Origin of the sequence: Caballeronia sp. dw_276 (assembly GCF_018449635.1) — a bacterium.
Classification (GTDB): Bacteria; Pseudomonadota; Gammaproteobacteria; order Burkholderiales; family Burkholderiaceae; genus Caballeronia.
The window spans coordinates 629,487-642,500 of record NZ_JAAVUV010000001.1 but is presented as its reverse complement, the minus strand read 5'-3'; the positions used below and the strand labels follow the sequence as shown (position 1 = coordinate 642,500).

At 60.1% G+C, this 13,014-nt stretch carries 10 protein-coding genes; 6 read left to right on the top strand and 4 right to left on the bottom strand.

Going from position 1 to position 13,014, the window contains the following annotated elements; translation table 11 throughout:
• Window positions 1–758: 758 nt before the first annotated feature.
• Window positions 759–1,565, top strand: a complete 807-nt coding sequence (locus HB633_RS02925; protein WP_213776542.1) for a hypothetical protein — start codon at window positions 759–761, stop codon at window positions 1,563–1,565.
• Window positions 1,565–1,852 carry a hypothetical protein gene (locus HB633_RS02920; RefSeq protein WP_213776541.1) on the top strand — a complete coding sequence of 96 codons (288 nt, stop codon included), beginning with the start codon at window positions 1,565–1,567 and terminating at the stop codon, window positions 1,850–1,852. Before HB633_RS02925 ends, HB633_RS02920 begins: the two co-directional genes overlap by 1 nt.
• A gap of 39 nt (window positions 1,853–1,891) precedes the next feature.
• On the opposite strand, the gene HB633_RS02915 is transcribed toward HB633_RS02920, so the two are convergent.
• From HB633_RS02915 to HB633_RS02905, 3 genes are all read right to left on the bottom strand, one after another.
• On the bottom strand, window positions 1,892–2,443 hold the full coding sequence (locus HB633_RS02915) for a site-specific integrase (protein ID WP_213776540.1): 552 nt from the start codon (window positions 2,441–2,443) through the stop codon (window positions 1,892–1,894).
• A gap of 213 nt (window positions 2,444–2,656) precedes the next feature.
• Window positions 2,657–3,175 (bottom strand): Arm DNA-binding domain-containing protein, encoded by a 519-nt coding sequence (locus HB633_RS02910; protein WP_213776539.1) that lies wholly within the window; start codon window positions 3,173–3,175, stop codon window positions 2,657–2,659.
• Between the two features lie 243 nt (window positions 3,176–3,418).
• Window positions 3,419–4,354: a LysR family transcriptional regulator gene (locus tag HB633_RS02905; RefSeq protein WP_213776538.1), complete on the bottom strand. Its 936-nt coding sequence runs from the start codon at window positions 4,352–4,354 to the stop codon at window positions 3,419–3,421.
• 117 nt (window positions 4,355–4,471) lie between these two features.
• On the opposite strand from HB633_RS02905, the gene HB633_RS02900 reads away from it, so the two are divergent.
• The 4 genes from HB633_RS02900 to HB633_RS02885 all read left to right on the top strand — a co-directional run bounded on the left by HB633_RS02900 (window position 4,472) and on the right by HB633_RS02885 (window position 10,248).
• Complete coding sequence (locus tag HB633_RS02900; protein WP_213776537.1) at window positions 4,472–5,392, top strand: dihydrodipicolinate synthase family protein; 921 nt, start codon at window positions 4,472–4,474, stop codon at window positions 5,390–5,392.
• Window positions 5,393–5,447: 55 nt separating this feature from the next.
• On the top strand, window positions 5,448–7,031 hold the full coding sequence (locus HB633_RS02895; RefSeq protein ID WP_213776536.1) for an aldehyde dehydrogenase (NADP(+)): 1,584 nt from the start codon (window positions 5,448–5,450) through the stop codon (window positions 7,029–7,031).
• A gap of 503 nt (window positions 7,032–7,534) precedes the next feature.
• Window positions 7,535–9,019: a zinc ribbon domain-containing protein gene (locus HB633_RS02890; protein WP_213776535.1), complete on the top strand. Its 1,485-nt coding sequence runs from the start codon at window positions 7,535–7,537 to the stop codon at window positions 9,017–9,019.
• 158 nt (window positions 9,020–9,177) lie between these two features.
• Entirely contained in the window at window positions 9,178–10,248 is a 1,071-nt protein-coding gene (locus tag HB633_RS02885) for a TAXI family TRAP transporter solute-binding subunit (protein ID WP_213776534.1), read from the top strand.
• Window positions 10,249–10,258: 10 nt separating this feature from the next.
• Here HB633_RS02885 and HB633_RS02880 read toward each other — a convergent pair whose 3' ends face one another.
• Complete coding sequence (locus HB633_RS02880; RefSeq protein ID WP_213776533.1) at window positions 10,259–12,994, bottom strand: glucosidase; 2,736 nt, start codon at window positions 12,992–12,994, stop codon at window positions 10,259–10,261.
• Between the last annotated feature and the right edge of the window lie 20 nt (window positions 12,995–13,014).

Below are 13,014 nucleotides of genomic sequence, written 5' to 3'. Positions count from 1 at the left end.
CCAACAATCGGCACGTAAGTGTCCCCAGCGTGCAATTTCGGGCTTTTTGGTACCCCAAAAGCACGCTCGGCGCATAACCACGTCCTGCTGAAACCCTCCCCCTCCGAATACGGATACCCACACGCTTCGCCACCAGTGTGGGAATCCATTAACACGGAAACCTGGCCTACGCATAACAACGGAATAGCCTAATAGGTCCAAAGCATCTTGAACCCGAAGCCTCGCCACCGGCACGGCCGACCCTTCGCTTTGGGCGCTAGCGCGCGCATCGCGGAAGCCTGGTTAACAGATTCCCACACTGGTGGCGAAGCGTATGGGTTGTCGCCGCGATTGCCGCCGCTTCTTCTGCTTTCTTTATGCTGCGCGCGCTGCGCGCCGCTTGTGCCGCACCTTCGGCAATCAGCGCGCGCCGCGCGCTTGCGATTTCGTCAAGTTCGGCCCGTTTCCCACGGATCGCATTCATAGCATTTCCCTCTGATTGGATGGTTGCGTGTGTGCAAATCAGACTGCACGCGTGCAATTTAGCGCGCTTTTGATGTGGGATTAAATTAGGCATGCGCAATGAATTGCTAACTGTCGATGCGTGATAACGAGCAATTGCGGGCAATGGTGAGCAGACGAAAAAAAACCCTTCGCATGAAGGGCATTTTACGAGTCGAAACCGTTTCATTTGAAGATATGACATTGCGCCCATTTTGAGATGGGCGCGCGGAAAAGTGCGTTAGCGTAACGGTCGTTACAACAAACAAATAATCAGGATGACAACCGAATTAACGCGGTACAACGGCTTCCGTTACGTGATGCGAAAGGGGCAACGCTTCAGCGTCGGCGATGACGCCGATAAAGCGAAGGCGGGACGCGATATGCTGATGGGCGCGGATATGCACATATGGGAGTCGAACGCGCCGCTCGTGGCGCGCGTCGAGTCGTTCCTAAGGCGCGGCTTTTCGTGGTACTCCCAATCGGACAAGAGCGCGCGAGACACGCTGCAAACGTTGCTTTCTTACGTGCGTGACGGCGCGGTCGATATCTTGCAGGAGAGCGGCGCGAGCACTAACGCATTCGAGAACGGCGGCTTCACGCTTGACCCGCCAGCGCGACAAGAAAGACCGGATGCGCCGCCGTTCGATTACAACGCGCTCTTAGACGCGGATCGTGAATCCCTGCGCCAATACAACGCGGCAATCGACGCGCGTATCGAGCGCGAAGCAAGGTTGAGTCCGTCGCCGTTCGAAACGGTGCAAGAGTCGGAAATGCCGTTTCTGCTGTCGGTAGTGAGCATGGTTGCGCGTAGCGCGAATCTTGGACGCCAAGCGGTGCAGAAGGCCGCGTCCGGGCTTGGCGACGCGGCCCCGTTTGAGTACGTTCAGAGCGTGGCGGGCGGTGATGTATTGTCTATAGCAGCGCGCGGCGTGAGTGAATCACACGAAGCGGAATGCTTCGCAGATTACGAGACAGATCTAGATATGTGTTCGGCGGGCCGGGCTATGTACCAGAGCCCCGCTTATTTCCTAGAATGCAAAGCGCGAGCTTTCGCCAAATATCACCAATGTAGGGGGTATTGATGTTGAAAAAAGATCAGACGTGCAGCGTGGTCGTCTATAGCGAGGAAACGAACACTATGTCAGCTTTCAATATTCCATTAGAAAAGATTGCCGGCGCGCTGGCGAGGCACGCAAGCTTTGACGTGCCGCTCGATGACTTCCACAATCAGATTGATGATGATTTCGCGCGTCGCTTAGGAGGCATGGTATTGCTTACGCTCGCGTCCAGATCGCAGACTCTAAAAAACCGACTTTCGATAACGACGGAAAAAGACACTGAAGACCTAGAAGGCCCGCCAAGCGTGTAGCGCATCGGGCCGCAAGTCGAGATTTTGCCAATAACGGCGTTATGCCGCGTGTTTGTAGTGATCGTCCTGCGCGGTTTGTGTCGGCTGCGTGCACAACATTTCGACCGCCGCCGCGCGCACGTCCGGGCTTAGATGCGCATAGCGAAGCGTCATTTTAATATCGGCGTGGCCGAGCAAATCGCGGACCGTATTGATTGCCGCACCCGCGATAACGAGGCGCGAGGCGAAGTCATGGCGGAAATCATGCCAGCGGAAACCGACCAGTTGCGCCGCGTCGCGCAACGCGTTCCACGCGGGGATTTTCTTCAGCGGTTGCCCGTCGATATCCGCCAAAACGTACCGCTTATCGGCTTGCGCTTTCCACGCGGTAAGCACGGGCAAGAGAACCCGGTTGATCGGGATATATCGCGTTTTGCTCGATTTCGTGGTCTTGTCCGTTGCGGTAATCATCGCGCGCTCTAGATCGACGTTAGACCATTCCAGCGAAAGCATTTCAGTTAGCCGCATGCCCGTATTGAGCGCCGTTAATACGGCGGGTTTGAGGTAGTCAGCGAACGCGCCGTCGAGCGTTGCGAACGTGATTCGGCGCATGTTGCGACTCATTGCGGCGCACTCTGCGCGCACTTGCGCTTCGTGGACGTCGAGCGCTTGCATAAGCCTGATACGTTCGTCGGCTTGCAGATATCGAATACGCCCGGACGATTCGCGCTGTTTTTTGATTTTGGCAAGCGGGCTTGGAGTCAGCAACACATCGAATTCAATCGCGCGAGAAAACAGTCCGCGTAGCGCGCTAAGTTTGCGGTTTCAAGTTGCGGGCTTCTGTCCTTTTTTCAGTTCGGCGCTGCGCCATTGTTCGAGATCCCAGTTTGTAACCGCGTCGAGCGTCTTCCCAAGCAAGGCCGGGAACGCGTGCGCGATCATCTGGACTTGCCGCGCGGCGTCTTCGTGTGCGTTTCCATGTAGATGCGGTAACGGTCGTGCAAAAACTCGCGCAAGGTCGGCACGCCCACCACGGCCAGAACAGCGGCTTTTTTTCTGTTTTCGTTCGGCTTGAACCGTGAGCGTGTCGCCCTTGTGATCGATTAGCCCCGCTTCCTTGCGTGCAATCTCGCGAGCGTCGCCCGGTAACATTTCGGGGTAATGCCCGATCACCTTACGGCCTTGTTTGCCGTCCGGCTTAGTCCACCGGTACGTATACGCAATCCCGCCGGTTGGCGTTACCTTGAACGCGAATCCGCGTAGTTCAGCGTCCGCGAATCCCTGGTATTCGCCGGTCGCCTTGATTGCACGCACGAAGTCACGGTTGATTGTGTGTTTAGCCATTGTCGCAAGTCCTGTCTTATTGAGCGGTTGCCGCTGGGGTTAGGGCAAACTTAGGGCAGAAACAGCGTTGAACTGTTCTGCACAACGGCGCACACTGTAAGACGTAACTTGCTGTTTTAAAAAGAGGATTCGCACCGTTTAGGACATGAGCGCATCGCATTTTTGCCACGCACAGTGGCTAACAGTGCTAAAGAGAACAGATAAGACAGAACGCGCGAAGACCTCAAAAGCAGCAACCCAGCCTCAACCCTCACCCCCCCCCCCCAGTGCCATCTCCACAAACTGCCGTCCCATCGGCGACAACACCCCGACCCTCCGCGTCACGATGCCAAACGTCTGCGACCTCGACTTGAAATCTATCGGCACGGTCCGCAGCATCCGATGCTTGCAAAAAAGCCGCGCCACGCCGGCCGGCAACACCGAAACCAGATCCACACTGGATTGCAACAACGCAACCGTCACAAACGTCGATGCCGTCGAAATCGCGCTCATCGGCACTTGCGCGCCAGCGAGATCCATTTCGCGCGCCAGCATGGCCTGCATAGGCATGGAGCTCGGATACGTCACCCACCTGTGCCCGGCAAGATCAGCAAAGCTCAGGTCGCCGGATGCAAACGGCGGATGGTCGTAACCCACTACAACCGACAACGGCTCGTCGCCCAGCGGCTGATAGTGATACTTCGATGGCTCATCGCTGACAATCGAACGCCCGACCACGAGGTCCAGGCGCCCTTCGTCGAGCATCGACAACATGCGCGCACTCGTGTCCTCGACGATTTCTATCGACAAACCCGGGTTGCCTTCCTGCAAGCTGTTCAAGATCGGCACGACGAGGTCCGGCACCGATCCCATGATCGCGCCCACGGCCAGCCGGCCGCCGGTTCCCGAGCGTATGTCGGCGACTTCCTGGCACAAGGCAGTCAGATCGGCGGCCAGGAGCCGGGCGTAGCGGATCACACAGTGCCCGAACTGATTGGGCACGAGCCCCTTCTTCGCGCGCTCGAACAACGACCCTTCGAGCATGGATTCAAGCTCGGCGAGCGCCTTGCTCGCAGCGGACTGGGTCATGGACATCGCGCTGGATGCCTTGTGCAGCGACTTGTGATCATCAAGCGCGATGAGCAATTGAAGCTGCTTCATGCGCAAGCGGCTCATCAATACGTCGAGCGTCGATTTCATGGGATTCTATGGAAGCCTTGGGCGAGTCGCAAAAGCGATCACTAGATGGAAAGGTTTCACTATACAACGCGAGCGCGCTCGCCCTATAGTGGCCCCAAATCAAAATTGGAGACTGTCATGACCCAACCGATCTACCGCGGCGTGTTCCCGGTCGCGCCGACCGTTTTCGACGCCGCCGGGCGCCTCGACCTGAACGGCCAGCGACGCGCGATCGACTTCATGATCGACGCCGGATCGCACGGCCTGTGCATCCTCGCCAATTTCTCCGAACAATTCGCGCTCACCGACGACGAACGCGCCGCCGTCCAGAAAACCGTGCTGGAACACGTGGCGGGCCGCGTGCCGGTGATCGTGACGACCACGCACTTCAGCAGCGACGTTTGCGCCGCCCGCAGCCGCGCCGCGCAGGACGCGGGCGCCGCGATGGTCATGGTCATGCCGCCGTATCACGGCGCGACCATCCGCGTGGGCGAACGCGGTATCTATGAATTCTTCGACCGGGTCTCGGACGCCATCGATATCCCGATCATGATCCAGGACGCGCCCGTCGCAGGCACGCCGCTCTCGGCGCCCTTCCTCGCCAAGCTCGCGAAGGAAGTGGCTAATGTGTCGTACTTCAAGATCGAGACGGCGCAAGCGGCATCGAAGCTGCGTGAATTGATCGAACTCGGCGGCGATGCGGTCGTCGGTCCGTGGGACGGCGAAGAAGCGATCACGCTGATTCCCGATTTCGATGCCGGCGCCACCGGCGCCATGACCGGAGGCGGCTACCCGGATGGCATCCGCAAGATCGTCGACGCCTACACCGCCGGCGACGCGGAACGTGCAGCCGATCTTTACGAACAATGGCTGCCGCTGATCAACTATGAAAACCGCCAGTGCGGCCTCGCGGCCTGCAAGGCGCTGATGATGGAAGGCGGCGTGATCCGCTCCGACACGACGCGTCACCCGTTCGCGCCGATGCACCCCGCCACGCGTGAAGGCCTGCTGAAGGTCGCGCGCCGCCTCGATCCGCTCGTGCTGAGCTGGGGCAAGTAACGCATTCCAGACACGCTTCTCTACACCCCGACACCATCCAAGGATTCGAATCATCATGGGAATTTCCAGCAATCTGCTGATCGGCAAACAGAGTGTTCCCGGCACGAACGGCTCCATCAAGGGCGTCGATGCGGCTACCGGCGAACAACTCGCCCCGGCCTTCGGTGGCGCCACGTTGGCGCAACTCGAAGAAGCATGCGCGCTTGCATGGGCGGCATCGGATGTGTATCGCGAACTGCCGCTCGAGACGCGCGCCAAGTTCCTCGAAACGATCGCGCAGAACATCCTTGATATCGGCGATGTGCTGATCGAGCGCTGTATCGCGGAAAGCGGTCTGCCGCGTGGCCGCATCGAGGGCGAGCGCGGCCGGACGGTCGGCCAGTTGCGTATGTTCGCGGCGGTCGTGCGTGAAGGCGATTTCCTGGGCGTGCGTATCGATCCGGCGCAGCCGCAACGTCAGCCGCTGCCACGCGTCGATCTGCGCCTGCGTTATGTGCCGCTCGGCCCCGTCGCCGTGTTCGGCGCAAGCAATTTCCCGCTGGCGTTTTCGGTGGCCGGTGGCGATACCGCGTCCGCGTTCGCCGCAGGTTGTCCCGTGATTGCGAAGGCGCATTCGGCGCATCCGGGTACGTCGGCGCTGGTCGGCGCGGCCGTGCAAAAAGCCGTTGCGGATTGCGGCTTGCCCGAAGGCACGTTCTCGCTTCTCTTCGACAGCGGCCGCGATATCGGCCAGGGGCTCGTATCGGATCGACGCATCAAGGCAGTTGGTTTCACCGGCTCGCGCGGAGGCGGCACGGCGCTGATGAAGCTCGCGGCAGCGCGTCGCGAACCGATCCCTGTCTACGCGGAAATGAGCAGCATCAACCCGGTCCTGCTGTTCCCGAACGCGCTGAAGAATCGCGGCGCGGCGATCGGCAAGGCGTTCGCCAGTTCGCTCGCATTGGGCGCCGGCCAGTTCTGCACGAACCCGGGACTGGTGCTCGCTGTCGATGGCCCGGACCTCGATGCTTTCATCGAAGCAACCTCGGCCGCATTGAGCGACATCCCGGCCGCGACCATGCTGACGCCGGGCATTCACAAGGCGTATGTATCGGCGCTCAGCAAGACGGCCGAGCATGGCGATGTCAAGACGCTCGCGCGCGGCGCCGAAGCCAAGGGCGCGACCCAAGGCCAGGCAGCATTGTTCTCGACGACAGCTCAAGCATTCCGCGCCAACGCCGAGTTGCAGGAAGAGATCTTCGGCGCCGCGTCGCTGATCGTGCGTTGCGCGGATCTCGCCACGATGCTTGAGCTGATCGAGGAGCTTGAAGGGCAGTTGACGGCGGCGCTGCATATCGACGAAGCCGATTACGCCGATGCCCGCAAGGTCCTCCCCGCACTGGAACGCCGCACGGGACGCATTCTTGTGAACGGTTTCGGTACGGGCGTTGAAGTGGGTCACGCAATGGTTCATGGCGGCCCGTTCCCCTCAACCGCCGACGGACGTTCGACGTCGGTCGGCAGCCTTGCCATCGATCGTTTCCTGCGACCGGTGAGCTATCAGGATCTGCCAGAAGGCCTGTTGCCCGATGCGCTCAAGACGGACAACCCGCTTGGGTTGAATCGTCGCATTGATGGCAAGCTGCAGTTGGGTAAGTAAGCTTAACCTTGCTTCGAGGCAGCGGTTTTGGCTGCTGCCTCGTACGCACATTCCTTCAGATCTGAATCACTCATCCTACCTAATGCTCAGTGGCCGTTAGCCACTCACGCGTCCGTGTAAACACTCAAAAAAATAAAACGATTTGCGCGTAATTTGTTGCTGCCGGAGTATTGATTTGTTCCGGCTGAAGGCGGCGTAATCGGACAGAACCTAGGTTGCTGCCGACGAAACCACGTGTCGCTTTTACATGTTGCAGCGCACCTTGTCCGACAGAGCCAGCACAGGCATTTCTCCGCTTCACTTCAGCGTGAATTACACGCCCGGCATGGCATCGACGATGTGTTGACGGCGTCGCGCAGATGTCACATATTGGGTCCGGCTCACTCGGCGCATGTCCAGCTTAGGGAGTCCGAAGCAATATCTTCATACGATCATCGTTTCGTCTGAATTAACCGGACGCGCAAGCGGTATGGACAACCCTTGTGTCCCGGGAGGTTTTTCGCATGGCCCGTCTCTTGTTTCCATCGTCTGCCGAATCCGTGACGTGCATGCGTTGCGGCAATTCCATCCTGAGCGACGCCGAAACGTGTCCGCATTGCGGCGCGGATCACGGCAGCGCCCGCGCGTCCGGACAGGCTGCAACGATCCCCAACGGACTGCGTTTGTTCGCCGCGCGCCGTGCATCGCTGGCAACGCCCTCGCCCTATCCGAGCCTGCCCGAAGAAGCGGAATTCGCAGGAACCGGCGAGCAGCGCTGGGACAACTCGAAGAGCGTCACACTTGGCGCCGTCATGCTGGCGTTGATCGCCGGCGGCGTCATCTATTCCCAGTCCGGCGATCGCGAAGGTACAAAAACGGAGACGCCGGCGGGGCACAGCGCATATGGCGCCATCGATATGAAAGCGGCCCGTGATTCATCTGCGCCCGTTATCCACCCGGTTGCACCCGCGGCCGCTATCGCGGCTGCGGGCGCGCCGGCGAAGCCAGCACCTGCAGCGGTGGCCGCAGCCCCCACGGTCGATAGCACCGCCCGAGCGCCGGCTACATCGGCCGCTGCAATCGACAACCTGCAGGCCGCGCGCGACGCCATAGAGCGTGGTGACCTGACAACCGCGCGGCGCCGCTTCTCGAAGATTCCGGCGGCGCAAATGAGCGCGGGCAACATCCAGCGAACCCAGTCCGAACTCGCAAGCCTCGAACGCACGCGCGACAACCTTCTGCAAATGGCGCGAGGTTGCGAAGCGACTGGCTCGTGGATATGCGTTCGCCAGAATGCGCGTGACGTACTCGCCATCGATGCAAGCAACGTCGAAGCGCAAACGCTCGTCGAACATGCGATAACGCGCTCGGGATGGCTGAACAAAACGGCGCCTGCGACCGCTCGGGCAACGTCGAAATCCGGGGTATCGGCGCCACTCGCAGCAGCGCCCGTGTCTGCGTCTCCGCCTCCGTCCCCCGCGCGGAAGGTGGTATCGGTGCCGTCTGCTCCGCTGCGGCCTATCCCGGTCATGCCTGCGACGGTGGTCACATCCACGCAGGCAGCGCCGATAGCCTCTGACTCAACGCGTGTGAGCACGGGGTCGCATGCGCCGCTTACGTCGTCCGGATACATTGCAGCGCCTCAGGCGGCGCCTTCGGCATCGACATTCATTGCCATGCCTGACGGGCCGGAGACGCCGGTTGCACGTGCGGCATCGCCAGCGACGCCGGCTACACATGATCAGATCGCGCCGGTCACCGAAGCGATACCTGTACGCGCGAATGTGACGCCGCCCTCCGCGACGATGATTCCTGCAACCCCGGTCACGACCAGTCCGGCGCCCGTCAGCGTTACGCGTACGCTCGCCTCGGGAGACAACACACAGAACACGGTGCAACCCAAAACACCCGTCCGCAACACGACAGATCCCGACGCCGAAGAGCGCGCGATTCTCGAATCCGGATGGACGAAAGGGCAATCGTCGAAACAACGCCCGCCGCCGCAATAAAGAGGCATAAACAGGCTTAGACAGGCAGAAAACGCGCAGCACAAGATTCACCAAGGAGACCGGAGGAGACACAACGGCCGCGCCCGGAGACGCAGGCCACATCGATCAATGCGTGCAATAAACGTAGCCAAACACATTAAAACGACTCAAACAACATCATGCGCAAGACCGTACTCATGCTGTTCGCCCTGCTCGGGCTCGCCGGCCTGGCTGGCCACGCCCATGCGCAAGCCGACTACAAGATCGTCACCGGACCGGAACGCGGCACTTACATCCAGATCGGCCAGGACCTGGCGAAATGGGTCGCCGATCCGATCAACATGAGCCTGGACGTGCTGGCATCGAAGGGTTCCGCCGAAAACGTGCAGCGTATGCGATACGAGCCGGGCGTGAAGTTCGCACTCGTGCAGTCGGACGTGTACCAGGCTTACCTCGATATGGCGAAAACCGGCAACTCCGAAGCGGGCAAGATCATCCAGCCGCTGCGCCTGATCATGCCGCTTTATAACGAAGAGATTTATTTCGTGGTGCGCTCGGATTCGCCGATCAACTACATCCATGAGATCAAGGACAAGAACATCAGCGTCGGGCTGATCGGTAGCGGCACCGCGCAATCAGCGACCACGCTCTACAAGCTGATGTTCAACCAACCGATACCCGAAGCGCAGACGCAGCACTACAGCAACGAGGACGCGCTTGCAAAGCTGATCGTTCGCAAGCTCGATGTGGCGATCATCGTCGCGGGGCAACCGGCGAAACTCTTCCAGGATCTGAATCCGGAACTGCTGAGCCAGATCAAATTGCTGAAACTCGACCCATCGGTGCCCGAAACCGCGCGCGCGGAGCAGACGTATTTCCCCGCGACGATCCGTACGGCGAGCTATCCGAACTGGATCAAGGAAGACTCGCCCACGTTGACCGTGAAGGCGTTTCTCGTGACCTACGACTACAACCTGCGCGGCACGGTCGGGATGATGACGCAGTTCGCGGATTCGTTATGTACTCACTTCGATGAACTGCAGGCGAACGGTCATCCGAAATGGAAGCAGGTGAAGCTGGAATTGCCGCCGTTAAGCCGCGGCTGGAAATACTATCCGCCGATAGAAAAACGCTTGCGTGCGTGCATCAAGCGGACTGCATCAGCGGGATCGGCCGCACCGGCCACACAGAGCGCGCCCAAGCGCGCCTGTACCGATGCCGAAAAAGTGCTGATGCTCTGCAACGAATGACAGGCGCGGATTACTTCGTCACGAGCTCCGCTTCCTGAGGAACCGCCGCGCCGTCGACCGGCACATTGCCGGCCACGGCGGTCACGCGCGGCTGCAGCAGCAATGCAACCAGGCCGCTCCAGCCAGTCTGGTGCGACGCGCCCACGCCTCGCCCGGTGTCTCCATGAAAGTATTCGTGGAACAGCACGAGGTCGTCCGAGCGCGGGTCGGCTTGCAATTGCGGGTACGCGGCCATCACCGGGCGCCGGCCATTCTTGTCCTTCAGGAACAGGCGTGTCAGGCGTTTGGCGAGTTCATCGGCAATGGTGTTGAGCGAGTGCTTTACGCCCGACCCCGTTGGATACTCGACGCGAAAATCGTCGCCGTAATAACGATGAAATTCATACAGCGATTCGATCAGCAGATAGTTGACCGGCATCCAGATCGGGCCGCGCCAGTTCGAGTTGCCGCCGAATACGCGCGAATCCGATTCCGCCGGTAAGTATTTCACGCAAAAGCGGTCGCCGTTATGCTGCAGCACGAACGGTTCGTCCTGATGCACCCGCGACAACGCGCGCACGCCGTAGTCGGAGAGGAACTCGGTTTCATCGAGCATGCGTTTGAGCAGCGCTTTCATCCGATGTCCGCGCAGCACCGAGAGCAGCAGACTGTTGCCCTTGCCCGGCTCGTTCCATCGTGAAACCAGTTTCGCCAGGTCCGGACGATGCTCAAGGAACCACGTCAGGCGATCGCGCAATCCAGGCAAGTGACCATGCAGATGTTCTTCGAGCACATGGACCGCGAACAACGGAATCAGCCCGACGATGGAACGAATTCGCATTGGCACGCTGGTGCCGTCGGGGAGTTGCAACACGTCGTAGAAAAACTCGTCGCGTTCGTCCCAGAGACCTGTGTCGCAGGTATCGCTGCTGCTGACAGCTTCCGCGATATACAAAAAATGCTCGAAGAACTTCACGCCGATATCCACGAACACATGATTCGCAATCGCGAGTTCAAGCGCAATACGCATCAGGTCGAGCGCGTAGGCTGCCATCCACGCGGTGCCATCCGACTGATCGATACGGCCGCCCGTCGGTAACGGCGCCGAGCGATCGAAAATCCCCACGTTGTCCAGCCCGAGGAAACCGCCCTGGAAAATGTTGCGGCCATCGGCGTCCTTGCGGTTCACCCACCACGAGAAATTCAGCAGCAGCTTGTGGAACACGAGCTCGAGAAAATCGCGATCGCTCTTGCCTGTAATGGCCCGGTCTATTTCATAGACGCGCCACGTCGCCCATGCGTGCACGGGTGGATTGGCGTCGCCGAAAGCCCATTCATAGGCGGGCAGTTGCCCATTCGGATGTTGATAACGATCCTTCACCAGCAACAGCAACTGACGCTTTGCAAACGCAGGATCGATCAGCGCGAAAGCCGCTGCATGAAACGCGAGGTCCCACGATGCATACCACGGGTATTCCCATTTGTCGGGCATCGAAACAATGTCGGCGTTGCACAAGTGCCGCCAGTCGGCGTCGCGGCCACGCTTGCGCCCTATGGGGGGCGCCGGTTGCAAGGGATCGCCGTCCATCCAGCGGGTGACGTCGAACATGTAGAACTGCTTCGACCACAACATGCCCGCGAGCGCCTGGCGTTGCACGAGGCGCTGGTCGGCATCGTCGATTTCATGCTGCAAGCCGGCGTAGAACGCATCGGCCTCCGCGATACGGCGCGCAAACAGCGCATCGGTATCGAGCGGCTGACGGTCCGTGTCTGCATCGGCTTCCGGGCGCCAGCGCATTGTCACAACGGCACGGCTGTTTGCCGCGACTTCGATATGCATATGCGCGGCGACGCGCGTGCCGCTATCGCGTCGAATAGCGCTTTCTTCGCCATGCACGATGTAGTCGTTGAAGCCATCCTTGAACGGACCCGGCCCTTCAGAACCAAACAAGCGCCTGACGTTGGTCTCGTTTTCACAGAACACCCAGTCGACCGCCGCGCCGTCACGGCTTTCAGCGGTCACGACCATGGGCGCATGTCCGTCGCAATGCGCAACGACGCGTTGGCCTTTGCTATCGGATTGCAACGCGAGCGATGGCTTCTCCGCCTGTTTCCACGACCACGTGTTGCGCGCCCAGATCTGCGGCAACAGATCGATGGCCGCAGGATGATCCGCGCGGTTCTCGACGGTCACGCGCATTACGATATCTTCGGGCGTGTGCTTCGCATATTCGACGTGGATATCGAAGTACTTGTTGTCCTCGAAGACGCCGGTATCGAGCACTTCGTACTCGGGCATGTCGGCGCCCCGCCGTCCGTTCTCCGCGACGAGATCGTCGTAGGGGAACGCCGCGTGCGGGTACTTGTAAAGCATGCGCATATAGGAATGCGTGGGCGTGCCGTCGACGTAGAAATAAAGCTCCTTCACGTCCTCGCCATGATTGCCTTGCGCATTCGTGAGGCCGAACAAACGCTCCTTGAGGATGGCGTCATGACCGTTCCACATTGCGAGCGAGACGCACCAGTTGAGCTTGTCGTCGCTGAATCCGGCGATGCCGTCTTCGCCCCAGCGGTAAGCACGGCTGCGCGCATGATCGTGCGGAAAATAGTCCCACGCCGTGCCGTTCTCGCTGTAATCCTCGCGCACCGTGCCCCATTGACGCTCGCTGAGATACGGGCCCCAACGCTGCCAGCGCGAACAATCGGTGGAATGAAGGCGTGACCCTTCAATGGTGTCGAGCGATTTGGTAGCGCGCAGTGGCGGCATGGTGCGTCCTTAAGCTAAGC